This is a genomic window from Mesorhizobium sp. M4A.F.Ca.ET.022.05.2.1, from assembly GCF_003998845.1.
Classification (GTDB): Bacteria; Pseudomonadota; Alphaproteobacteria; order Rhizobiales; family Rhizobiaceae; genus Mesorhizobium.
In genome coordinates this window covers 1-23,669 of the sequence record NZ_RZOJ01000054.1, presented here as the reverse complement: position 1 = coordinate 23,669, position 23,669 = coordinate 1, and the positions used below count along the sequence as shown (strand labels likewise).

The following is a 23,669-nucleotide window of genomic DNA, read 5'->3' as shown; positions in this document are numbered from 1 at the left end:
TATTTAGGTCTGTGGATACGTCAGCACCGTAGGCTGACCGGCGAGGAGCTGCGTGAAGGTCACGCTGCACGTTCCGGATATCGGCAAGGCTAGAAAGCGGTTGACCCTGGGCTCGCAATTAGAGAACGCTCCTTAGGCCGCCCTGTTGAACCGGTCTCGGCGTCACGAACCGGCTCGACGATGAAATGACATTGTCCGTCCGGCGGACATTTCATCGTCTGCGCTTTGTACGCCCTCATTTTGTTTTGGCCGCTGCGCGGCACGGCTGACGCCGGAACGGATGGAGACCCCAGTGAGGAGAGGGACGGCGTTGACGTCTCGAAAGTGTTGCTGATGGCGGACGGAAGTTGTTGCCGGTCAAGACAGCGCAACTCGATAGGAGTCTATACAGTGTTGTGTATCGGATCAGCGGTACGATCATTATGCTATATCGATTGGTTGACAGAGGACGCTCTGCGCGCTAGATATAATATCCTGATCACTTTGGCCTTTTTGATCCGGATTATATATCATGGCTTACCAGAGCGAAACCCTGATCGCGCAAGTACGCGAGGTCCGCGAGGCCTCAGGTGTTAGCCAGCGCGCGCTCAGCGAGCGGGCCGGGCTGACCCAGAGCCATATCTCGCAAATCGAGAGCGGCAAGATGGAGCCGGGACTGTCGAGCTTCATAGACCTGACACGCGCGCTCGATCTCGAGGTCATGCTCGTGCCGAAGAAGCTAGTGCCGGCGGTACTCGGCCTGGTCAAGGCCCAGGCGACGCCTGACATGCATATCCATGCCGGTCAGCCAAACGACAAGCGTTTTGCCCGTGCCGAGCGCCTGGTAAAGAAAATGAAGCGCCTTTACGGCAGCTCAGCCGACCTCGATCGCATCGAGGATACGCTTCGGTTTCTGCGGCGGGTGAATCTCGGCGATCAAGAGATGCAGCTCGTGCGCGAACTGATCGCCCGCCTCGAGCGCTATCAGGCGAGCGCGCAGGCAGCACCCATAGTGCGTGACATCGCGCAGAACCTGCAGCGCCTTCGCAACTCGCTGGCCCATCCCGTTCCGTCGGAGCCGCGACCTGCCTATTCGCTGGACGATGGAGATGCGGATGCCTGACGTCTCGGTTCTCGATGTACGGCTCTACGACGAGCCTATTGGCACACTGACCCATCTGCAGGGCGATCGAACGATATTTGCGTTCAACGAAGATTACGTCGATAACCCGGATCGGCCGACCCTCAGCCTGTCGTTCAAGGACGACCTTGGCGGCCTCATCACCAGGATCCGCCCGACACAAAGGGTCGTGCCGCCATTCTTCTCGAACCTTTTGCCGGAGGGCGGCTTGCGTCGCTATCTCGCTGAGCGGGCCGGGGTAAATCAGCAGCGCGAATTCTTCCTGCTGTGGGTGCTGGGGCTCGACCTGCCCGGAGCACTGTCGATCCATCCTGGGGTCGGTGACGGCCTTCCTCCTGGTGATGACGCGGACCTTCCGAAGAACGCCAAACCCAATGCGCTGCGCTTCTCGCTCGCCGGCGTCCAGCTCAAGTTCTCCGCGTTTCAGAACGCAGGGAAGGGCGGCGGCCTGACCATTCCCGCCGAGGGCGTCGGCGGATCGTGGATCGTCAAGCTGCCCTCCCAGCAGTTCACCGGCGTTCCGGAAAACGAGTTTTCGATGATGACGATCGCCGGGATGATCGGCATGGAGGTGCCCATCATCAACCTGGTCGATCTCGATGCAATCGCCGGTATTCCCGAAGGAGTGGGTGAATTGAAAGGGCAGGCGCTTGCTGTCAGCCGCTTCGACCGAACCGGTGACGGTCCCGTGCACACCGAAGATTTCGCGCAGGTGTTCGGGGTCTTCCCAGACGGCAAGTACGAGCGTGCAAGTTACGCCAACATCGCGCGCGTGATCGGCACCGAGGCGGGCGATGTCGGCGCGGCCGAGTTCAATCGCCGCCTCGTATTCAGCGCGCTGATCGGGAATGGCGACATGCACCTCAAAAACTGGTCCCTGATCTATCCGGACCGGCGCTCGGCCGCGCTCTCGCCGGCCTACGATCTTGTGTCGACCATTCCCTATATGAAGGGCGAGGACACGGCTGCGCTCAATTACTCTCGGACGAAAAAGATGGCCAAGCTCGATACCGATGAGCTTCGGCATCTGGCGGCCAAGGCACTTCTGCCGGAAAAGCTTGTCGTCGACACCGCCGCGGAAACCGTCCAACGATTTCGGCAAGTCTGGGAGGCTGAGAAAACGCACCTTCCTCTCGCCGCTACCGTCGTGAAGGCAATCGACGCGCACGCTCCGACCGTGCCACTATTTAGCGAACTCGCATGATCAGGACTCGCCTAGGCACGCCGTCGCCTTGAGAACATTCGATCTGGCCCATCCGATCGCGTCTCGGCGGTCTTGGTATAGCCGCGGATGGCGCGGCCCTCAGGCCGCGCTCGCGATCCCGGCCGCAAAGTCACGATAGGTGTGCAGGGGGCGGCCCAAAATACTGGTCAGCCGCACAACGTCATCGGCCTCCGGGATCATGCCGTCGCTGACATAGCGCTCGGCCATCAGGCGCATCTCGTAGGCCGTCCATTTCGGCATGAAGCTCGCCATGTTCTGCTCGAACGTGCCGGGATCGTCGCCCCCATAGACCACCGGCCGACCCAGAAGGTCCGACCAGATCTTAGCCACGTCCGGGCCGGCCGGTCAGCGTGTCAGGCCCCTGCCCCTTCGTAATGCGCGGAAAGGCCAGCAAGCAGCCCGAAAACGTCGACTACCGGGAGGCGCCTTTTGGCACCGCTCCGTGGCATTCTATTCTGCCCAGCAGGTTGACTTACCTCGCTCTTCATCGTACCAAGAGAAACGACGTTTTGTGATACGAAACGCCGGCCGGCCGCGCTCGCCAATGCGCGAAGACTTGGACGCATCAACGAAGGACCGCCGGCCAAGTGGCCATAGTGCCCGACTGTACGCGGAAGCGCTGAGCAGAATGTACATTGACTACCAGCATTTGCTCTCAGCCAGCGCGCCGTCGCTTCGCTTTGGGCCGTCAACCGCTTCCTGCATTGACGGCCTCCTCGCGCGGGCAAAAGGCTGCGTGGTGGGTCGGCAGCGCGGTCGGCCTTTTGTCGACATCAATGTCGATGGCGCACCGCATCGCGTCGAGTTCGATCGCGACGCGGATCTGGGGCTGCTCCTCTCCAGAATAAGGGCGCGCGGAATCCCACTGCATCGCGATCGCGAAGTTATCGCAGCAGTGCTCGGCATGGGCGCTGTCTTGATCCTGGCGATCACGCTCGCCGTCTGGCTGAGACCCTGACTCTCGATAAACCCGCAGTCAGGAAGCGGCCGGTTGCATCCGCTTGCGTGCCTCGATGGCACCGCGATCATAGCCGAGATTCCAGGAGATGCGCAGACTGGCCTTGAGCAGGGCCTCGATCTGAGCCTGGTCCGGAGTGGGCTTAATGTTCTGAACCGAGCCGACGATAGCAACAGTGCCCGCAACATCCCCCATGCGATCGAAGATCGGAGCCGCCACCGCATTGATGCCGAAAGTCTCCTCGTTGGGCGCGGTGATGTACCCTTGCGCCCGCGCTTGCTCCAGCTCGGCTTCCAGTTTCGCCGCATCGACAATGGTGTGATCGGTCAGGCGGGTAAGGCCTTGGCGCAGCACATGCTGGAGCAGCGAACGATTGCTGAAGGCGAGCGCAACCTTGCCCTGAGCGGTGCCGTGCAGGATCAGCTCGCTGCCCTGCCTGACGCCGATCTCAAGGTTAGATTTGCCGAACACCGTGCGCAGGACGACCAGCGACCGATTGCGTATTGCCGAGACGACGACCGTCTCGCCAATCTCGTCGCGCAACGCGGCGACGGCGTCTGACGAGGCGGTCAGCAATTCGATGCGGCCGGCGGCGACCTGGCCGATGAGGTAGGAACGGGTTCCAAGCTTGTAGCGGGCCGAAACCGCGTTCTGGTCTACGTAGCCACGCTCCACCAGCGTCTGCAGATGGCGAAAGACCGTCCCCTTGGTCGTGCCGAGCAGGGCTGCCAGCTCGCTCACCCCAACTTCACCGGGTGCCGCGGCGACCGCCTCGAGCACGTCGAAGGCAAGCTGGACCGATTTCACGCCGCTGTCAGACCGTTCCGTGCCCATTTCTCTTTTCTTCTCTCCTCGCGTCCGTGCGCACCGGCCATGCCGCGTGAAGCACCTCCTCCGTGCTACCCCGACGTGTCCTCCAATACAAGATTCCCTCAGATCGCCAGCGGACGACCCAAAAAATTCTATCTCCGCGGCGGCTCACTAACCCTGCTTCACGGTCGCCGGGAACACGGACAACACCGAGCGCAGCACATGGCCCACCTCCGAGACGGTGTAGCCGCCTTCCTGCACGAGCACCGTCGGCAGCCGCAGCGCGGCCAGACGGCGAGCGACCTCGACAAACCCTTCCGAAGTGACGTTGAGAGAGCCAAGCAGGTCGCTCTCATGCGCGTCGAGCCCGAGCGAGACGACCAGGAGGCCCGGATCGAACCGCCTTATGCGCTCGATGGCGATGTCGAGCGCAGCCAGATAGGCCGCGTCGCCGGAGCCGACTTTGAGCGGCAGGTTCAGGTTGAAACCCTCGCCCCTGCCGGTCCCGACCTCGTCGGCATGGCCGACGAAGAAGGGATAGGTCATGTCGGGATCGCTGTGCAGCGACGCGAAGAAGACATCGTCGCGATCGTAGAAGATGTGCTGCGTGCCGTTGCCGTGGTGGACGTCGATGTCGATGACTGCAACGCGGGCGTGGCGTGTTCGCGCCACCGTGGCGGCAATAGCCGCATTGTTCAGGAAACAGAAGCCCTGGCCCATATCGGCATGGGCGTGGTGACCGGACGGGCGGCAGAGCGCGTAAGCGACGGGCTCGCCCGCGAGCACCAGGCTCGCGGCATGGGCCGCGCTCGAGGCGGACCCGAGCGCTGCTCCCCAGGTCTGCGCCGTCAGCGGCGAGACCATGTCGCCCAGGTAATATCCAGCCTGGCCGAGATAGTGCGGGGGCCGGCGCGCCGGAAAGTGCCGTGTCGGGTAGATATTGGGCATCAAGGACGTCAGGCCCGGCATCATGTCTGGCCAACGGCCGGGCGCTTCGGCGAGAAATTCCAGATAGCCGGGATCATGGACAACTTTGAGGAGGGCGTCGGCGATGACCGGGGGTTCGATCAGATCGGCGCCCATCTCCCGAACGACCGCAATGAAGGCCTCCAACCGCTCCGGAGTGTCCTGGCTTTCGACGAGTTTGCCGCGGAAGAAGACCGGCGCGGATTTGTATCCACGCTGCAACGGAGAAACGACGGCGCGCATGATCTTCCTTTCCAACGGGACCGGTGGCTTGCGGTGGGCGGTCAGTCGTTCTTCGGTACGGGCGAGTACTGCGGCCGCGCGGGCGTGAAAACGTCGATGTTGATGACCTCTTCGTCGCCGACGACGACGGCGTGGTGCATCACGTTCGGGGGGATGGCGATCAGGCTGCCCGGGCCCAGGCGCTGGACCTCGTCGCCGACGTGGAAATCGACGGTTCCGGAGACGATGTAGGCGATCTGCTCGTAGACATGCTTGTGCGGCCTCGGCTCGTGGTCAGGCTGAAGCCGGTGCATCGCAATGGTGGCGCTGTTACCGGAGAAGGCCTTCTGGTCGACGCCGCTGCGGATCGTCTTCCATTCGATCGCGTTCCAATCGATGCCGTGGATGGTCATGTCAGGATCCTCTTTGTTGTTGTCCGTCGATGGGCAAGGCCTGGGCCGCGGCCGCGATGGCGCGGCCGCCCGCCGGCAGGATGCCCTGGTCGGAGCCGCAAATGAACACGGACACGCCGCGATCGACCCAGCGAGCGATATGCGACGGATCGCCGACGAACAGACCCGCAGCCTTGCCGGCCTTGCGCGCGGCGGCAGCGACGCTAACAATCGCGGCGTCCAGCTCGACTGATCCGGGTTCAACCTGCATCGACAGGCTAAGGTCGACCGGGCCGACGAAAAGCACGTCGATCTCGGGCACTGCCGCGATGTCATCGAGATGCTCGAGGGCCTCCCGATCCTCAATCTGGGCCATGATGATAGATCGCCGGTCGGCGTCGGCGCGATAGCCGGGACCGGCGGTGCCATAGGCGCCGCCTCTGACCGAGGGGGAGAAGCCGCGTTTGCCACGCCCGTATTTGACGGCGTCGGCGACGTCCTCGGCATCTTGCGACCCGCACACATGCGGCACCACGATGCCGGCGCAGCCGATGTCGAGAACGCTGCCGATCGCCTCCGGCCGCCTGGAAGGCACTCTTACCAGCACCGGCATTTGCGCGGCTTTCGCGGCCAGCGCGATCAGGTCCAGCGTCTCGATCCCTAGCGGGGCATGCTCCTGGTCGGCGACGACGAAGGCCAATCCCGCGAGCCCGAGAATCTCGACCTGGCGCGGATCCGGCGTTTTCAAGAACGTTCCTGCCAGCACTTCGCCAGCTAGAAGGCGCTGACGCAGTCCGCTCATGCGTCGAGGCCGACGAAACGGGCCGCGTTGTCGGCGGTCATCTTGCGCACGTCGCTGTCGGAATATCCGAGCTGGAGCAGCAGTGCCGCGATCTGGCGCATGCCCTCGACCGGGGTCGGGTTGTTGTTCTGGCCGAGATCGGACCCGAAGAAGGTGTTGTCCACGCCGGCGGCGGCGATCACCTGCTTCAGATGATCCTCATCGAAGAGATAGAAGGTCGACGGGACGAACATGCAGATGGAGTGCTCGATCATCACACCCATCGCCACGAGGGCGCTGACCTGGTCCATGGATGCGCCGTTCACATAGGTCGGGTGGTTCAGGAAAAGCCGCGCGACGCCACGTTTTTTTGCCTCCTCGTAGAAGGGAAAGGCCTCGTCGATATGATGATGGCCGGCCGATACGCAGGCGTCCGCTTCCGCGATGAGGTCGAGAATGGCCTTGACCTCGTCCAGCACGACGCCTTGCCCGTCGACAAGGCGCAGGCCTTCGGCCTCGACGGTCTTCTTGGTGTTCTCCGGGAACTTGCCCTTCAGTTCCTTGGCCGTCTTGATGATATGGTTCTCGGCATGCGCCGTCGGCATCCAGACGATGCGCGCGCCCTGCTTCAACGCATAGTCGACCGCCGACGGGTTGAAGCCGCCCAGCGGGTGGTTGAGGACGATGGCGCTCAACACCTTGGTGCTCTTGCCCATGTTGTTGTTGAGCAGCGTCGCGATCGGCATGGTCGGGTAGTAGTGATCCTTGAGCAGGATCGCGCGCATGCCGGCTTCGTCGGCGGCGCGCAGCGCCTCGATGTGGTCGATCTTGCGCGGGTGCAGCGAGGGACCGGAATGGATGTGAAGGTCCACGGCTCCCTTGATGAGCGAGTCGATCCGCGTCTGGTCAATCTCTGTGGTCATGTCAGGGCTCCTGTATCATTCGCCCGCGAGCGGAGCGGGTATGTAGTCGCGCCAGCGCTCGTCGAGTTCTGGCATGTCGGCAAAGCGCTTGCGGGCGTCGGCGGCACGGCCGACAAGGTCGCGGGCCGATTGCGATTTTGCGTTGCAATAGGCGTCGAGATCGGCGATGGCCCGGGACAGCACGCCCCAGCCGCGCAGCATCACTTCCGAGGCCATGCCGACCGCCGAGGCGCCGGCAAGCATCATGCGCGCCACGTCGCGGCCATTGGTGGCGCCATTGATGCCGATCAGGTCGCGTCCGGCGCCGAGCACGGCGCGCGAGTTGGCAAGCCAATGGCAGGTGAGGGGCAGATTCCAGGAGCCGCCGATGCCGCCGCTGGTGGAGAGGACGGGAGCCTGGGTTTCGAGATCGGGCAGCATGCCAAGCGCGCGCCCCGCCATGATCACGCTTTCGGCGCCGTTGACGAAGGCGGCGGCGGCGAGGTCCGGCACGCGTTCGCTCTGACCGGTGATCTTGATCCATACCGGAATGCCCAGAGTATCGGTCAGCATGCGGGTCAGCGCTCCCACTCGCTCCGGCGAAAGCACGGTGGAGACCGCGCCTTTCGCGGCCTCGCTCGCGTAGGGCGTTCCGATGTTGAATTCGAGCACGCGCAGCCCCGCGGCTTCGATGCGGCGAGCCATGTTGAGCGCCGGCTCTTCCGCGGCGAGAATGATCGAGGGAACGAAGACGCAGTCCTGGCCGCGGGCGAACATGTCCATGGCCACGGCCTGCGCCAGCCAGGCGTCGAAGCCCATCGGCGACAGTCCCGAGCGTGACAGAATAGTCGTGCCCGCCGGCGCCGACGGCCCCCATGGCGCCGCGGTCCAGTCCGGGCCAAGCGCAACGTACTCAGCGCGCTGCAACTGAGATTTGGCGGCCAGCGATTCGTTGATCGACTTGCCGACCACCGCGCCCGCTCCTGCCAGGATCGCAGAGCGGATCCCCGCCGCGTCGATCAGGTGCTCGCCTGGCGCCGCGATGACCGGGTTCTTCAGCGTGGTCCTGCCGACCTGGACGCGAAGTTCAGCCACCGCGTCACCTCGTCCGACGCGACGTAGGCGAGCAGACTGGGTTGCCGCCCATCCAGCGTCTGTCCGTCGGCCGTCCCGTCATTGCGCCAGCTCCGGTTCGGTGATGCGGGCCAGCGTCGTTTCCAGCGCGTCCAGCACCTGCGCGAGCTCTTCCTCGCTGACGACAAGCGGTGGGGCGACGACGAGCGTGTCGCCCAGCGCGCGCAGCAGGATGCCCTGCGCCTGGAGATCGGCGGCAATCCTGGCGCCCAGCTTGCCGGGTTTCTCGAACGGCGTCTTGCCAGCCTTGTCGGCGACGAATTCCAGCGCGCCCATCAGCCCGACGCCCCGGACCTCACCCACCAGCGGATGGTTTGCGAAGCGGCGCAAGCCGTCCTGCAACTGCCCCTGGCGTGCGCGGACCAGGCCGACAATGTCGATCTCGTCATAGATGGCCAGCGTCTCCAGCGCGACCGCCGCGCCGACCGGATGACCGCCGTAGGTGTAGCCGTGGCCGAAGCCGCCGAACTCGGCGGTGCGGTCAGCCAGCACCTGATAGATCCGGTCGCTCAGCATCAGGGCGGAGATCGGGAAATAGGAGGCCGACAGGCCCTTGGCGCAGGTGAGCATGTCCGGCTTCATGCCGACGGTCTGGGAGCCCCAGTAGTTGCCGGTGCGGCCGAAGCCGCAGATCACTTCGTCGGCGACCAGCAGGATGTCATGCTTGGCCAGAACGGGCTGGAGGAGCTCGAAATAGCCCGTGGGCGGCACGACGACGCCGCCGGTACCCATGACCGGCTCGGCGAAGAAGGCCGCGATCGTGTCGGCGCCCTCGCGTTCGATCGTTGCTTCGATCTCGGCCACGAGGCGGGCCGCGAACTCCCGCTCGCTCTCTCCGGCGAGGCCGCCTCGCCAGTGGTGGGGTCGCGAAACATGGACGAAGGTGTCGATCGGCAGACCGAAACCGCGGTGCATGTTGGGCAGGCCGGTCAAGCTGGCCGATGCGATCGTGCTGCCGTGATAGCTGCCCTGCCGTGACAGGATCTTGCGGCGCTGCTCGTTGCCCTTGGCCGCATGGTAATACCAGGACAGCTTGATCGCCGTATCGACAGCCTCCGAGCCCGACGTCTGGAAGATCACCTTCGACATTGGGGAGGGCGCCTTTTCGATCAGGCGGCTGGCCAGTTCGATGACCGGCGGCGTCGAGCGATGCGCGAAGGTCTGCTGGTAGGGCATGGTCAGGAGCTGGCGATGCGCGGCATCCGCGAGCCGCCGGCTCGAGAAGCCGAGCGACGCGCACCACAGTCCCGATACACCCTCGATATACCAACGGCCGTCCGTATCCTGGACCCGAACGCCATCGCCTTGCTGGATGATCAGCGGCCCGAATTCCTCGTGCCTGCGGAAGTTCGTCTGCGGATGCAGGTGGGTGGCAATGTCACGGTCGCGGAGCAGGTTTGTCATTGTATCTCGTTCAATTATACAAAACGATGTTACTTAATACGAAACAATCTGCCACCGCAACCGTTTTCGGCTAGGTCAGATCTCCGCCAGCCGATGCGCGGCCCGAGCGCGCTCAAGCATTCAACTGGCTGACGAATTTCGGCGTGAGATAAGCCTGGATGCCTTCCGATGCGCCCTCGCTGCCATGCCCGGACTCCTTGATGCCGCCGAACGGTGTCTCCGGTGCTGCGAGCCCGAAATGATTGATCGAGACCATTCCGGCCTCGATGCCGCGCATCAGCCGGTCGGTGCGATCTACTCGCCGTGAGAAGGCGAATGCGGCAAGGCCGAAGGGGAGGCGATTAGACTCAGCGATCGCGTCGTCGACCTCGGAAAAGTGGTTGACAATCGCGATGGGACCGAACGGCTCGTCGTTCATGATCAGAGCCGAAAGCGGGACATTGGTCAGCACGGTAGGCTCGAAGAAGAAGCCTTCATTACCGATGCGCTTGCCGCCAGCGCGTAGTTCGCCGCCTGCCTCGACCGCATCGCGCACGAAGCCGGCCATCGCGTCGAGCCGGCGGGCGTGGGCGAGTGGCCCCATCTGGGTTCCCTCAGTCGCTCCGTCGCCGACCTTCAGCTTGCCGGCGCCGGCGACGAAGGCCTCTACAAAGGCGTCGAAAATGCCGTCCTGCACTAAGAAACGGGTGGGAGCGGCGCAGACCTGTCCGGCGTTGCGGAACTTGAGCGCGACCCCGATTGCGCTGACGGCGGTCGGATCGGCGTCATCGCAGACGATGAAGGGGGCATGGCCGCCCAGCTCCATGGTCGTGCGCTTGAGATGGCGCGCCGACAGTTCACCAAGGTGGCGGCCGACCGGCACGGAGCCGGTGAAGGAAACCTTGCGGATGACGCTCGACCCGATCAGATGCTGCGATATCTCGGCGGGAGCGCCGAACACGAGATTGAGCGCGCCAGCCGGAACGCCGGCCTCCTCGAAGCACTTCACCAACTCTATGACGCAACTCGGCGTCTCTTCGGGCGCCTTCGCGATGATGGAGCAGCCCGCCGCCAGGGCGCCCGCGATCTTGCGCACGATCTGCCCGATGGGAAAGTTCCACGGCGAGAAGGCCGCCACCGGTCCGACAGGCTCCGGAAGCACCATCTGCAATGTGCTCGGCGCGCGCGCGGGGATGACGCGGCCGTAGGCGCGGCGTCCTTCTTCGGCATACCAATCGATGTGATCCCCGGCGCCACGCGTCTCCATCAGCGCTTCCGAAAACGGTTTGCCCTGCTCGCGTGTGATGGCATGGGCGATGGCGTCGGCGCGCTCCCGGGTCAGGTTCGCGGCCCGCCGCAGGATGTTGGCGCGCTCATACGCCGAAACGCGGCTCCAACTGCGAAAGCCCTGCTCGGCCGCAGCCAGCGCCGAGTCGAGATCCGCCCTCTCGGCAAAGGCGATCTCGCCGATTGTCTCGCCCGTGGCCGGGTTGAGGACACGCCCCCGGCGAGTGCCGGAGCCCGCGGACCATTTTCCATTGATGAAGAGATTTGCCGACATGCGATCCGTTCCGTTCGAGGTGACGTCTCCCGTGCACACCCAAATGCCGCCGCAGAGGCGGCCGGATACCTCGCCGGTTCCTTTCGGGTGTGCAGGAATAGCGGCGCATGGGGCCGCCAATGACCGGGTGGAACACTAGTCGCGATCAGGCGTCTCGTCAATCCTTTTGGTTCGCTATACAAAACATCGTTTTGTAATAAGAAATAAAAATCAGCCGATGCCGTTTTGCTATCCCGCCGCCTTCTTCGCCGGCACGCGCCCCTTGCGCGGCTCGAAAGGAAGGTGGCCGACATAGCCGAGATTCCACGAAACCCTTTGCGCCGCGCGCAGCACCGCCTCGATCTGCTCAGGCGCCGGCTGGCGGCCAATGTTCTGGATCGACCCGACGATTGCGATCGAGCCCGCGGTCTTGCCGGAGCCGTCCATGACCGGCGCGGCAAGCGCGCTGATGCCGAGCAGCATTTCTTCCGCCGCGGTGGCATAACCTTGCGCACGCACCGCTTCCAACTGCCGCTCGAGCACGTCGATGTCCGTCACGGTGTGAGGCGTCAGTCCCGCAAGGCCCCTGCGCCGCAATTGCTTTATGAGCCCCTGGGTATCGAATGCGAGAACGGCCTTGCCCTGCGCGGTCGCATGCGGTTCGAGCACACTGCCCACCCTGACCCCGATCTCAAGCGGCGACTTCCCGATCAACGTGTTCATGACGATGTTGCCGCGGTTGCTGAGGCTGGAAACGACCACCGTCTCGCCGGTTTCGTCACGAAGCGAGCGCATCGCATCCTGCGAGCCGGCAATGATGTCCACGCGTTCGGCCGCCGCGCGGCCAATCAGGTAGGCCCGCGCTCCGACCCGGTAGCGTTGGGTCGAGGCGTTCTGGATGAGATAGCCCCGATCCACCAGCGTCTGCAGATGACGAAATACCGTCCCCTTCGTTGTCTGCAACTTGTTGGCAAGTTCGCTGACGCCGATCTCGCCGGGTTCGAAAGCGACCGCTTCAAGCACTTCGAATGCCAGATGGACAGATTTCACGCCAAGCCTCTTATCGTCCGACTGGGTCACGGTCTGCCTCCCGCTTCAGGGCGCCGCTCAGACTGGGGTTCGGCTGTTGACCCGGTGTTTTTTTGTATCATAATTCGGAACATAGTTTTCTTAGACGGAACAAAATGAGGTGGGAGGGCTGCGGGAGACCGAGCTGGGTTCATGATATCGATCGTCTTATTATGAGGTACGCTGTTTCTCTTGACAATACGATATTGGCGATCGTAGATAGGCTCAAACTGGACTGAAACGACCCGTCAGGGAGATTTTTGCCTTGATCCCAATGCTTCGCCATGAGCAGAGCGGGTTGCTCTCCAAAGGTGCCGGCAAATGTGCCGCCAACCGAGCGGGACTGCGTGACTTCGAAAAGGGAGGCGTAAGAGTGGTGCATGCCCGCGGCGGTGCCGTTCCGCAGAATAAATTCGTCGAATTCGCGGGCGTCCAGAAGAGCTACGGCAGTGTCAATGTCGTGCGCGACCTCAACCTCGGAATCGAGCGCGGCGAGTTCATCACCCTGCTTGGGCCGTCGGGTTCCGGCAAGACCACATGCCTGATGATGCTCGCCGGTTTCGAGAACCTGTCGGCCGGCGATATCCTGCTCGACGGCGTCTCGATCGGTTCGATGCCGCCGCAAAAGCGCAACATCGGCATGGTTTTCCAGAGCTATGCGCTGTTCCCTCACATGACGATCGCGGAGAACATCGCATTCCCGCTTCAGGCTCGCCGCATCGGCAAGTCCGATACGGCCGAGCGGGTGGCCAAGGCGCTGGCGATGATACGCCTGGACGGCCTTGGCGGGCGCCTGCCGGGGCAGCTTTCGGGCGGCCAGCAGCAGCGGGTGGCCCTTGCCCGTGCGCTGGTGTTCGAGCCCTCGCTGGTGCTGATGGACGAGCCGCTCGGCGCGCTCGACAAGCAGCTTCGCGAGGAGATGCAGTACGAAATCATGCACATCCAGCAGCGCCTCGGCGTCACCGTGGTCTATGTGACCCACGACCAGACCGAAGCGCTGACCATGTCCAGCCGCGTAGCGGTTTTCAATCGCGGCAAGATCGAGCAGTTGGGACCGCCGAAGCAGATCTACGAGGAGCCGGTCAACAGTTTCGTCGCCCGCTTCATCGGCGAGAACAACAGGCTGAACGGCACCGTGCGGACCATCGACGGGGACGATTGTACGATCGACGTCGGCGGCGACCAGAGCATTCGCGCCGCCGCAATAAACGTCTCGGCGGCGGGGGAACGGACCACGCTGTCCATCAGGCCCGAGCGCGTCGTTATCGGCGCCGCCGCCGCGAATGCGCAGAACTGCTTCGAGGCAACCATCGACGAGGTCGTCTTCCACGGCGACCATCTGCGCATGTCGGCGACGCTGTGCGGACAGCCCGGCTTCATCGTCAAGATCCCAAACAGCGCCGGCGTCGGCATGGGTTCGCCGGGCGATCGCATCAGGATCGGCTGGGCGGCACGCGACTGCCGCGCCCTCGATCATGGCTGACGGCAGGGTCGGCCTGACATCAATCTCAAACGAAAACGAAAAGGGGAACAGGAAATGAAGAAATCGAGTCTCGCGGGCGGGCTGCTGGCCGCCTTGATCCTGGGCGGCGGCATAGGTCACGCCTTCGCCGAGGACGTCACCGTCGCCACGTGGGGCGGCACTTATACCGAGAAGCAGCGCAAGTCGATCTTCGACCCGTATACGGCCAAATCGGGCAGCGCTGTGCTCGATGCCGTCTACACTGGCGGGCTTGGCCAGATCCAGGCGATGATCGAGTCCGGCAACACCACCTGGGACGTCATCCAGATGGGGGCGCCTGAAATGTTCAACGCCTGCGCCCAGGGCCTTATCGAGGAGCTCGACACCAGCAAGCTCTCCTCGGCCGCCGACTTCAAGGATCCCGGCATCACCAAATGCGGCATCGGCGCCATCGGCTGGGGCATGGTCATCGCCTACAACACCAGGGCCACCGGCGACCAGCCCAAGAGCTGGAGCGATTTCTGGGACCTGAAGAAATATCCAGGCAAGCGCGCCATGAAGCGCGAGCCGCAGAACAATCTCGAGGGAGCTTTGCTCGCCGACGGCGTCGCCCCCGCCGACGTCTACAAGGTCCTGTCGACACCGGAAGGCGTCGATCGCGCTTTCAAGAAGCTGGACGAGATCAAGGCCGACATCCAGTGGTGGGAGGCCGGCGCGCAGCCGCCCGAATGGCTCGCCAATGGCAGCGTGGCCATGTCGACGACCTTCGTCGGACGCATTCTGGAAGCGCAGGCAGAAGGTGCCGCTATCAAGTTCGGCTGGCCGGGCTCCCTCTACAACGTCGACTACTGGGCCATCGTCAGCGGCACCAAGAAGAAGGATGCCGCCTATGCCTTCCTGAGCTATGCGACCTCGCCTGAGGCGCAGGCGGAGTTTTCCAAGATCCAGCCGGTAGCGCCGGTCAATCTCAAGGCGTCGGCGCTGCTGCCAGCAGAGCGGATCGCGATCATGCCGGTGGGCGACAATCTCAAGGAAGCGGTTCCCACTGACAGCAATTTCTGGAACGACAATCTGGAAGCTTTGACCGAAAGGTTCAACGCCTGGGCCTCGAAATGAAGGAGGCCGTTCCCGGCGCGGTTCGCCAAGCCGGGGGCGCCGGCCGTCTGCAGCGATAGTCGAGTGAGCAAAAACCAAGCATGGCAAGCATATCGATTCCCGTGGAGCAAAGTGGTTGGGCAGGCCTGATGAAGGTCTGTCGGCCGCTGATGCGCCACGGGCTCCTGCTGCCCTGCCTGCTGTTCCTGGCCTTCATCTTCGTCTGGCCGATCCTTTCGCTGCTGGCCAAGGGCGTCTACAGCCCGGAAGTACGCGATACCTTGCCGCAGACTGCCGCGGCGGTGCTTGCATGGGATGGCGCCGGCGATCCGCCGGACGCGGTCTACGCCGCGCTGGTGGCGGATCTGCGCGTCGCCGATCGCCGCGACGTCGCCAATGCCGGCCGCCGCCTCAACTACGAAATCCCGAGCTATCGCAGCCTGCTCATCAAGACGGCGTCCGCCCTGCAGAACAGCTCGACCGAGCCGCCGCGCCAGCAACTGACGACGATCGACGCCAAATGGCAGGACAAGACTTTTTGGACGGCGATGCGGCGGGCTGCCCCGGCCGTCACGCCTTACTATATCCTCAAGGCCCTGGACCTTGAGCAGAAGGACGGTGGCGGCATCGGCAAGGTCAAGCCGGAGGAAGCCACCTTCGTCGACGTGCTGGGTCGCTCGCTTTGGATATCGGCTGTAGTGACGGGCATCTGCCTCGTGCTTGCCTTCCCGGTCGCCTTCAGGATTTCAGCCGCTTCGCCTCGCTGGCGCGGCCTGCTGCTGCTTCTGGTGCTGCTGCCCTTCTGGACCTCACTGCTGGTGCGCACCAGCGCTTGGGTGGTGCTCCTGCAGGACAATGGGATAGTCAATTCGCTGCTGTTGTGGAGCGGCATCGTCGACCAGCCGGTCCACCTGATCTTCAACCGCATCGGTGTCTACATCGCCTTCGTCCATGTCATGCTGCCGTTCATGATCCTGCCGATCTACAGCGTCATGGTCGGCATCTCGAAGGACTATACGCGTGCCGCCTATAGTCTCGGCGCCAGCGGGCCGCGCACTTTCTACAAGGTGTATCTGCCGTTGGTTTGGCCCGGCCTATGGTCCGGCTGCCTGCTCACCTACGTCATCGTCGTCGGCTACTACATCACCCCGCTGCTCGTCGGCGGCAGCCAGGACCAGATGCTCAGCTACTTCATCGCCTTCTATACCAAGCAGACGGTGAACTGGGGCCTGGCCTCCGCACTGGCGATCCTGCTGACGACCTGCGTTCTCCTGCTGATCGGCCTCTACGGCCTTCTCGGCCGCAAATCCCAAATCGTGGTGAAGGCCTGAGCGCGATGTCCGGTTCGTCAACGCACAAGCCGAGGCCCGAAGTCTGGCGCATGCTGGCAAGCGTGGTGACCGTGCTGGTCTTCCTGTTCCTGCTGGTGCCGATCGCGGCCGTGCTGCCGCTTTCCTTCAGTTCAGGCTCGTTCCTCTCGTATCCAATGCCAGGATTGTCGCTGCGCTGGTACGATGAGCTTTTGACCAACTACAAATGGCTGCTTGCGCTGAAGAACAGCGCGCTCGTTGGCGTCGGTGCAGCGGCGCTGTCCACCGTGCTTGGCCTGTCCGCAGCCATCGCCATGAACGGACTGAGTCCGCGAGCCCGTAGCATCGTCAACGGCTTCCTGATCGCGCCGCTGGTCATGCCGGTCATCATCATGGCTGTCGGCCTGTATCTATTCCTCTCCGATCTCGGCCTCGCCGGGACGATTGTCGGCATGATCCTGGCTCACACCGTGATCGGAACGCCCTATGTGGTGATCTCCGCCACCGCGGCGCTTCAGAATTTCGACATGCAGTTGATCCGGGCTGCCAAGAGCCTGGGCGCGTCGCCGTGGATGGCGTATCGGCGCGTGATGCTGCCGGCAATTCGCCCGGCGATAGTCGCGGGATCGCTTTTCGCCTTCGTCGCCTCGTTCGACGAGGTCGTGATCGTGCTCTTCCTCGCCGGTCCTGGTCAGGTGACGCTACCGGTGCGCCTGTTCGAGGGTATCCGCGACGAGCTTACGCCCGTAGTCATCGCCGCCGCCGTGGTGATGATCTCGATCTCGATCGGCCTGATGGCGATCATCGAGATCCTGCGTCGCAAGTCGGTTGCCCGGCGCGGTATGGAACAAGGATGAAATCCGCTGAGGGCGAGCCTCCTGCTGCCTTGCGGTCAATCTTACTATTCGAAGAAATCAAGCTAATAGGCATGTCAGCTGTACAGAGCTAAGCGACAAACTGTCACGAGGAATGCTGTGAAAATGGTATGGCGCATTTCTTGCAAATTCGCGCCACCAACCGGACCGCCTATTTCCGGCCCAATCCAGACACGGCAGACTGCCGGCTGGATGTCCCTTTGCTCATGCTCTGTGGTTCGAAAGTCGCATAAAGGCATTGTCGAATTTCTCGCCTTACGTCGTCTAACCAGGCGCCTCAATTCAATCCGATCATGAAGCGCCTCAACAGCGGTCGGGGTCAACCAAGTTCGACCGACTGGAATGACGACTTCCACAGCCCTCCAACCCCATCTCTGAAGCGTTGCCAACCCAAATTGGTCGGCGTTCACCGGCCCCCATTGCGCGCGCTCATTTTGTCGCTATGATAAAAAGCGCCATAGATGGAATTAGTATGAAAAAAAACTTCACAACCGAGATGGCGACCACCAAGGATGTCGCCGACGTAGCCAGCCTGTTGAGTTGGGCCTTCGGTTTCAGCAAGGCGCGGTCGCACGAATACATCGCCAATATCGGGATCGAGACGCTGCGGCTCATGCGCGACGAGGGCGGCCGTCCGGTCGTGTGCGCGGGTCTGCTTCAGACGGCGCATATCTTCCACGGCAAGGCCGTGCAGGCGGCAAACATTGTGCATGTGGCGATCGCGCCGGAGCGGCGCGGCCAGGGCATCGCCGTGCCTTTTGTCGATGCTCTCTGCGATGAGGCGAGGAGCAAGGGCGCCGCGATAGCCACGCTGTTTGCCTCGACGCGGCCGGTCTACCGCAAGGCCGGTTTCGAGCTTGCCGGGCACGAAATCGTCTATGAGGCGGCAACAGCGGCACTGCCTTCGTCGAGCCGGCTCGCCTTCGATCGCGTCGAGCTCGACGATCCGCGCATGGCCCGCGCCTATGACGCCAAGACGCGTGGCGAATCGGGCTTGCTCGCACGCGCCGCCGCCCACTGGAACGAGTTGCGGCGGGCCCCGACCGATGCCCTCGCAGCCTATCTTGCTGAAGGCGAGGTCGCCTATCTGATACTCGACATGGGCGACAAAACCTGCCTGGCGGTACGGGATTGGTTTGCCGCGTCGCCCGAGGCGGCGCAAGGCTTGCTTTCCTTTCTTGCCCGCTTTCGCTCGGTCTATCCGGCGGTGCGCTGGCATGGCGCCCCGCAGGACGATCTGGTGGCGGCGATGCCGGACAAGGGCTGGCGGCTTGCGCGCCAAGAGGAATGGCTGTTGCGAGTGCTCCATCCAGCGACGGCGCTAAGCCAGCGCGGCTACCATGTCGACCAGGCAAAGCTCGCGCTGCACATCGGCGATGCAGCGCTCGAAATCGAAATTCGGCAAGGCGTCGCCGCGGTGCGTGAGGGGGGTGATGCGTCCGGCCCGGCCGTGCGCGTGGACCCGCCGGCCTTCGTCCAGCTCTTCACAGGCTTCCGCAGCGGCTCGAAACTGGCGCAGTATGGCCTCGTTGCCGGCGACTCGGCTGACATACGCCGCTGTGACCAGCTGTTTGCCGGACCGCCGCCCTGGGTGGCGGAGCATTTTTGAGCAGGGTTTGGACAGGATCGTGCTCGAACCGAGAATCTTTTTGAGGGGTCTTGCATGACACACGCGCTGATAGCCTCGCTGAGAGCAGCGGCGGGCGATATGACGCCGGCGCTGGCGCGCGTCGCCGAGACGGTGCTGGCGCAGCCCGACGCCACCTTGCGCCAGAGCATCACCGAGCTTGCCGAGACATCCGGATCGTCCGAGGCGAGCGTCATGCGCTTCTGCCGCGACCAGGGCTTTTCCGGTTTTCAGGACTTCAAGCTGGCGCTGGCGAAGGAACTCGCGACCGACGAGCGGGCGAGGGACAACGGCCTGCCTTCCGACGACATCCAGCGGCTGGTGGAGACCGCAATCACCTCGCTGCGCGAAACCGAGCAGCTCATCGTCCGGGAAGATATCGCCACCGCCTCGCGCAAGCTGCTGGGCGCGACAACGGTCGAGTGTTTCGGCATCGCCGCCTCCGCCGTCACGGCGCAGTATCTCGCCTACAAGATGACCCGCATCGGCAAATTCAGCCGCGCGCTCGGCGATGCGCATCTGGCCGTGATGGCGGCGGGAACCGCGCAGCCGGGAACGGTGCAGGTGGTGATTTCGAGTTCCGGCTCGACGATTGATGCCGTGCGCGTGGCAGAGCTTGCCCGTTCCAAGGGCGCCTTTGTGATCGGTATCTCGAACCGCTCGAAGAGCCCACTGATCGCCGTCTGCGACCTAGCTTTGATCGCATCCTGGCCGGAGACGCCGCTCACGGGCGGCGCCTTCCCCTCGAAGATCAGCCAGTTGCTCATCGTCGATGCGCTGGTGGCCGAGATGACCAGACAGGATCCGAAGCGGCTGGTCGAGCTCAGCCGCACGGCGGAGGTCGTGAGTGACCGCAGCTTCTGATTTGCCTGTGCTCGCCATCGATATTGGCGGCACCAAGATCGCGACAGCCGAAGTGAGTGGCCGCAGGATCGCAAACCGCCGCCAGGCGCCGACGCCACGCACCGGCAAAGGCGACGATCTGATCGCGGCCATTGCCGAGCTTGCGCCCAAAAGTGGTTTTGGCGCGGTCGCCGTCGCTACCACCGGCATCGTGCGCGACGGCGCGCTGACGGCGCTGAACCCCGAAACCCTGCCGATCGAGGACGGCTATCCGATTGCCTCGGCGATCGGAGAGGCCTTCGGTATGCCGCCTCTTGTCGTCAACGACGCACAGGCCGCCGCCTGGGCGGAATTTAGGCTGGGTGCCGGCCAGGGTTTTCGAAACTTCGCCTTCTTCACCGTCTCGACCGGCATCGGCTGCGGGCTGGTGATAGACTGCCGGCTGGAAAGCGGCGCGACCGGGCTTGCCGGCCATGTCGGGCACACGCGCTCCGAGCCGGGCGGCATCTTGTGCGGCTGCGGCCGGCGCGGCTGCCTGGAGACGGTCGCCTCTGGCACTGCTCTGGCGCGGTTGGGCAGTGAGCGCCTCGGCCGGAAAGTTGCGGCACCGGAGCTGTTCGCGGCGGCGGAACAGGGCGACCGCATTGCCGGGGAAATCATCGCCGGCGCGGTCGTCGCGCTGGTTGAAGCTTTTGCCGACCTGACGGCCTCGGTCGATGTTGACTGCTTCGCCGTCGGGGGTGGAGTGGGCCTAGCCGGCGGCTTCATCGAGGCGCTGCAGGCGCGCTCGCTCGACCTGCCGCGTGTCTATCGGCGTCCCATCGTCGCCGCGCGGGCCGGCGCAGATTCCGGCCTGCTTGGCGCGGCCATGCTGGCGCGTTCGAAAAGTGATGATGGAAATTTTCATCAAATATAACTTCTTGACAAAAACTTTCATTCACGCTTGGTTAGAGGGGTAATGCTCTTCCAGGAGATGCCGCGGTGCAGGCCAAGCAGGGCGATTTGCTCGCCACACTCGATGGAACGCTGGTCGTGTCGTGCCAGGCCGAGTCCGGCCTGCCGCTCGACGCTCCCGACCACATCGCCGCGATGGCGCGCTCTGTCGTCTTGGGCGGCGCCACCGGCGTGCGTATCGAAGGCGCGGCCAACATCGCCGCCGTTCGCACGGCGGTCGAGGTTCCGCTCCTCGGCCTCGTCAAGGCGCGGCGCGACGACACCGAGGTCTACATCACGCCTTCACTCGACGACGCCGCTTCCGTCATCGAGGCCGGCGCCGACATCGTCGCCATCGATGCCACCAGCCGGCCGCGCCCGGCCGCGTTGAAGGCGATGTTTGCCGCCGTCGCGGCGAGGGGACGGCTCTCCATGGGCGATGTCGCCACGCTCGACGAAGGCAGGGGCGCGCTCGATGCGGGCGCCGACCTCGTCAGCACCACCATGGCCGGCTACACGGACTATTCGAGCGACCAGCGCGGCCCCGCCTTCGCCCTGATGGAGGAATTTGCCCGCGCCGGCCTGCCTTTCGTCGCCGAGGGCCGCATCTGGACGCCGCACGAGGCCGTACGCTGCTTCGAGCTCGGCGCCCGTTTCATCGTCGTCGGCGGGGCCATTACCCGGCCCGATGCCATCACCCGCCGCTTTGCCGACAAGGTCGCCCTCTGGAGCGCCCGTCCGCAACTAAGAAGGAACCCGTCATGATCAAGCGTCGCCGCGTCGCTGTCATCGGTGCAGGCTTCATGGGCTCCATGCATGCCGGCATCTTCGCCAACATGGTTGGCTCGGAACTCGCGGCCATCGTCGATCCCAACCCCGCCTTGGCTGAGTCCGCGGCGTCCAGGGTGTCGGGCTGCAAGGTCTATGACAGTCACCAGGCCTTGCTTGCCAGCGAGCGCGATCTCGATCTCGTTTCGATCTGCACGCCCGACAATCTGCATCTGGCGCCGGCCATTGCGGTGGCCGAGGCCGGCATCAACGTCTTCGTCGAGAAGCCGATCTCCTCGAAGGTCGAGGACGCGAAGGCCATCATCGCCGCCTGCGAGGCCGCCAAGGTCAAGCTTGGCGTCGGCTACCTCCTGCGCTTCGATCCGCGCTACGCGGCCGCCAAGGAGCTGATGACCTCGGGCCGGATCGGCGAGCCGATCCACATCTATGCCCGCCGCAACAGCGCCCGCACCGAAGGCCCGAAGCGCTATGGCGGCAAGCTGCCGCTGGCGCTGCATGTCACCGTCCACGACGTCGACATGGTGCTGTGGATGCTGGAAGGCCAGCAGCCGGTTTCGGTCTACGCGCAGCAGACCGACAGACTGCTGGGCAGCTCCGGCACGCAGGACAGCATCGCGGCGATCGTGCGCTTTTCCGGCGGCACTGTGGTCAATTTCGAGAGCGCCTGGTCGCTGCCCTCCGGTGCTCGCCACATGATCGACGCGCGCATGGAACTCATCGGCACGGAAGGATCCTTCGAGGTCCAGTGCGGCGACAGCGGGCTCTATTTCGCCAGCAACGAGGGGTCGCGCGAGATCGACACCCAGCACTGGCCCTTGCTCAACGGCCGCATCGACGGCGACCTCGCGCGCCAGCTCGCCGGCCTCATCGACTGGCTGGACGGCGCGGCGATGCCGATCGCCACCGGCCGGGAAGCCCTTCGTTCGCTCGAACTCACCCTTGCCATGATGCAGTCGGCGGAGAGCAGCGAAATCGTGCGCCTCGGTTGAGCTCAATCGACCGATGGCACTTTTGCAACGAGGCCAAGCGGCCCAAGAATGGGAGACGAAAACATGCTGAACAGACGCAATGTACTGATGCTTGGCGCGGCCGCCGCCGCGCTTGCCGTTGCCGCGCCGGCTTCGGCCGACGACAAGCCCTTCAACGGCGTGCAGATCTCGGTGCTGCTCGAGGGCCACCCGACCACCGACGCCATCCAGAAGATGCTGCCCGAATTCAAGGACAAGACCGGCATCGACGTCGCGATCGAAGTCGTTCCCGAGGCCGACATCACCGCCAAGGAGCTGCTCGAGTTTTCGTCCAAGTCCGGCCGCTACGACGTCGTCCAGAACAACATCATCTACCTGCCGGGCTTCGTGAAGTCCGGCTACATCGTGCCGCTCGACGATTTCCTGGCCAAGCACAAGGAGAATTTCGACAAGGCCGATTTCGTCCCCGGCTATTTCAACACCAACGTCCTCGACGGCAAGGTCTATGGGCTGCCGGTCTATGGCGAGAGCACCTTCGTCATGTACCGCAAGGACCTGTTCGAACAATACGGGCTGGCGGCGCCGAAATCCTTCGAGGACATCGAGAACGCAGCGAAAACCATCTCGGAAAAAACCAACAAGCAGATCGCCGGCATCACCATGCGCGGCCAGCAGGGCATCCAGGGTGTCTATGTCTGGGCGGCCTATCTGTGGGGCTTCGGCGGCTCCTTCTTCGATGCGGGCGGCAAGTCGGCGCTGGCGACACCCGAGGGCGTCGCCGCGCTCGACGCCTTCACCAAGGTGTTGAAGGACTACGGCCCGGTCGGCGTCGCCAATTTCGGTTGGGAAGAAAACCGGCTGCTCTTCCAGCAGGGCAAGGCGGCAATCACGCTCGATGCGACCGTCAACGGCGCCTACAATGAAGACCCGGCCGTCTCGACGGTGGTCGGAAAGGTCGGCTATGTGCCGGTGCCGATGAAGTCGGCTTCGCCCAAGGGCGGCTCGTCCTCGCTCGCCGTGCATTCCATGTATGTCTCGGCCGAGTCGAAGAACCAGGAAGCGGCGGCCCTCTTCGCCGCTTGGGCGACCGCCAAGGAGCAGCAGCTTAAGTCGATCGAGACCGATCCCAACTCCGGCGTGACCTCGCTCTCGGCGCTCAACAGCGACAGCTTCGGCAAACGCTACGGCGCCTTCAAGGAAGGCATGATCGCCGCCATCAACGCCGGCAACCCGCAATATCTGCCGACGGTCGAGCAGGCGAACGAG

23 protein-coding genes are annotated in these 23,669 nt (G+C 63.8%); 13 read left to right on the top strand and 10 right to left on the bottom strand.

Features of this window, described 5'->3' with window-relative positions; all coding sequences use genetic code 11:
* Positions 1-511 precede the first annotated feature (511 nt).
* Together EN745_RS09110 and EN745_RS09105 are read left to right on the top strand one after the other, a co-directional pair.
* Positions 512-1,102 (top strand): helix-turn-helix transcriptional regulator, encoded by a 591-nt coding sequence (locus EN745_RS09110; RefSeq protein WP_127421075.1) that lies wholly within the window; start codon positions 512-514, stop codon positions 1,100-1,102.
* The gene (locus EN745_RS09105) at positions 1,095-2,324 is read left to right on the top strand and encodes a HipA domain-containing protein (RefSeq protein ID WP_127421074.1); all 1,230 of its coding nucleotides are present in this window, start codon (positions 1,095-1,097) and stop codon (positions 2,322-2,324) included. Before EN745_RS09110 ends, EN745_RS09105 begins: the two co-directional genes overlap by 8 nt.
* A gap of 99 nt (positions 2,325-2,423) precedes the next feature.
* Here the strand turns inward: EN745_RS09105 and EN745_RS09100 are convergent, their stop codons facing one another.
* Positions 2,424-2,675 carry a hypothetical protein gene (locus EN745_RS09100; RefSeq protein WP_348630946.1) on the bottom strand — a complete coding sequence of 84 codons (252 nt, stop codon included), beginning with the start codon at positions 2,673-2,675 and terminating at the stop codon, positions 2,424-2,426.
* Between the two features lie 298 nt (positions 2,676-2,973).
* Here EN745_RS09100 and EN745_RS09095 point away from each other — a divergent pair, with 298 nt between their 5' ends.
* Positions 2,974-3,303 (top strand): hypothetical protein, encoded by a 330-nt coding sequence (locus EN745_RS09095; protein ID WP_145991997.1) that lies wholly within the window; start codon positions 2,974-2,976, stop codon positions 3,301-3,303.
* A gap of 18 nt (positions 3,304-3,321) precedes the next feature.
* On the opposite strand, the gene EN745_RS09090 is transcribed toward EN745_RS09095, so the two are convergent.
* The 9 genes from EN745_RS09090 to EN745_RS09050 all read right to left on the bottom strand — a co-directional run bounded on the left by EN745_RS09090 (position 3,322) and on the right by EN745_RS09050 (position 12,483).
* The gene (locus tag EN745_RS09090; protein WP_127421072.1) at positions 3,322-4,137 is read right to left on the bottom strand and encodes an IclR family transcriptional regulator; all 816 of its coding nucleotides are present in this window, start codon (positions 4,135-4,137) and stop codon (positions 3,322-3,324) included.
* A gap of 147 nt (positions 4,138-4,284) precedes the next feature.
* Positions 4,285-5,322: a histone deacetylase family protein gene (locus EN745_RS09085; RefSeq protein ID WP_127421071.1), complete on the bottom strand. Its 1,038-nt coding sequence runs from the start codon at positions 5,320-5,322 to the stop codon at positions 4,285-4,287.
* 41 nt (positions 5,323-5,363) lie between these two features.
* Positions 5,364-5,714 carry a cupin domain-containing protein gene (locus tag EN745_RS09080; RefSeq protein WP_127421070.1) on the bottom strand — a complete coding sequence of 117 codons (351 nt, stop codon included), beginning with the start codon at positions 5,712-5,714 and terminating at the stop codon, positions 5,364-5,366.
* Position 5,715: 1 nt separating this feature from the next.
* Entirely contained in the window at positions 5,716-6,495 is a 780-nt protein-coding gene (locus tag EN745_RS09075; RefSeq protein WP_127421069.1) for an aldolase/citrate lyase family protein, read from the bottom strand.
* A complete protein-coding gene (locus EN745_RS09070; RefSeq protein ID WP_127421068.1) occupies positions 6,492-7,397 on the bottom strand; it encodes a DUF6282 family protein in 906 nt (301 codons plus the stop codon). The genes EN745_RS09075 and EN745_RS09070 overlap by 4 nt, the downstream gene beginning before the upstream one ends.
* A gap of 15 nt (positions 7,398-7,412) precedes the next feature.
* Positions 7,413-8,471, bottom strand: coding sequence for a dihydroorotate dehydrogenase (locus EN745_RS09065; RefSeq protein ID WP_127421067.1), 1,059 nt, complete (start codon positions 8,469-8,471; stop codon positions 7,413-7,415).
* Positions 8,472-8,549: 78 nt separating this feature from the next.
* Positions 8,550-9,914 (bottom strand): aminotransferase, encoded by a 1,365-nt coding sequence (locus EN745_RS09060; RefSeq protein WP_127421066.1) that lies wholly within the window; start codon positions 9,912-9,914, stop codon positions 8,550-8,552.
* A 112-nt stretch (positions 9,915-10,026) separates the two neighbouring features.
* The gene (locus EN745_RS09055) at positions 10,027-11,454 is read right to left on the bottom strand and encodes an NAD-dependent succinate-semialdehyde dehydrogenase (RefSeq protein ID WP_127421065.1); all 1,428 of its coding nucleotides are present in this window, start codon (positions 11,452-11,454) and stop codon (positions 10,027-10,029) included.
* 228 nt (positions 11,455-11,682) lie between these two features.
* A complete protein-coding gene (locus tag EN745_RS09050; protein WP_210213740.1) occupies positions 11,683-12,483 on the bottom strand; it encodes an IclR family transcriptional regulator in 801 nt (266 codons plus the stop codon).
* Between the two features lie 292 nt (positions 12,484-12,775).
* On the opposite strand from EN745_RS09050, the gene EN745_RS09045 reads away from it, so the two are divergent.
* The 10 genes from EN745_RS09045 to EN745_RS09000 all read left to right on the top strand — a co-directional run.
* Entirely contained in the window at positions 12,776-13,984 is a 1,209-nt protein-coding gene (locus EN745_RS09045; protein ID WP_127421076.1) for an ABC transporter ATP-binding protein, read from the top strand.
* Between the two features lie 54 nt (positions 13,985-14,038).
* Positions 14,039-15,079 carry an ABC transporter substrate-binding protein gene (locus EN745_RS09040; RefSeq protein ID WP_127421063.1) on the top strand — a complete coding sequence of 347 codons (1,041 nt, stop codon included), beginning with the start codon at positions 14,039-14,041 and terminating at the stop codon, positions 15,077-15,079.
* A gap of 80 nt (positions 15,080-15,159) precedes the next feature.
* Positions 15,160-16,389: an ABC transporter permease gene (locus EN745_RS09035; RefSeq protein WP_127421062.1), complete on the top strand. Its 1,230-nt coding sequence runs from the start codon at positions 15,160-15,162 to the stop codon at positions 16,387-16,389.
* 5 nt (positions 16,390-16,394) lie between these two features.
* A complete protein-coding gene (locus EN745_RS09030; RefSeq protein WP_127421061.1) occupies positions 16,395-17,225 on the top strand; it encodes an ABC transporter permease in 831 nt (276 codons plus the stop codon).
* 490 nt (positions 17,226-17,715) lie between these two features.
* Entirely contained in the window at positions 17,716-18,852 is a 1,137-nt protein-coding gene (locus EN745_RS09025; protein ID WP_127421060.1) for a GNAT family N-acetyltransferase, read from the top strand.
* 54 nt (positions 18,853-18,906) lie between these two features.
* Complete coding sequence (locus EN745_RS09020; protein WP_127421059.1) at positions 18,907-19,734, top strand: MurR/RpiR family transcriptional regulator; 828 nt, start codon at positions 18,907-18,909, stop codon at positions 19,732-19,734.
* Positions 19,718-20,629: an N-acetylmannosamine kinase gene (locus EN745_RS09015; protein WP_127421058.1), complete on the top strand. Its 912-nt coding sequence runs from the start codon at positions 19,718-19,720 to the stop codon at positions 20,627-20,629. Before EN745_RS09020 ends, EN745_RS09015 begins: the two co-directional genes overlap by 17 nt.
* Positions 20,630-20,694: 65 nt before the next feature.
* Positions 20,695-21,411 carry an N-acetylmannosamine-6-phosphate 2-epimerase gene (locus EN745_RS09010; RefSeq protein WP_127421057.1) on the top strand — a complete coding sequence of 239 codons (717 nt, stop codon included), beginning with the start codon at positions 20,695-20,697 and terminating at the stop codon, positions 21,409-21,411.
* Complete coding sequence (locus tag EN745_RS09005) at positions 21,408-22,424, top strand: Gfo/Idh/MocA family oxidoreductase (RefSeq protein WP_127421056.1); 1,017 nt, start codon at positions 21,408-21,410, stop codon at positions 22,422-22,424. Before EN745_RS09010 ends, EN745_RS09005 begins: the two co-directional genes overlap by 4 nt.
* A gap of 63 nt (positions 22,425-22,487) precedes the next feature.
* Positions 22,488-23,669, top strand: a 1,182-nt coding sequence (locus EN745_RS09000; RefSeq protein ID WP_145991996.1) for a sugar ABC transporter substrate-binding protein, incomplete at its 3' end; no start/stop codon positions are given.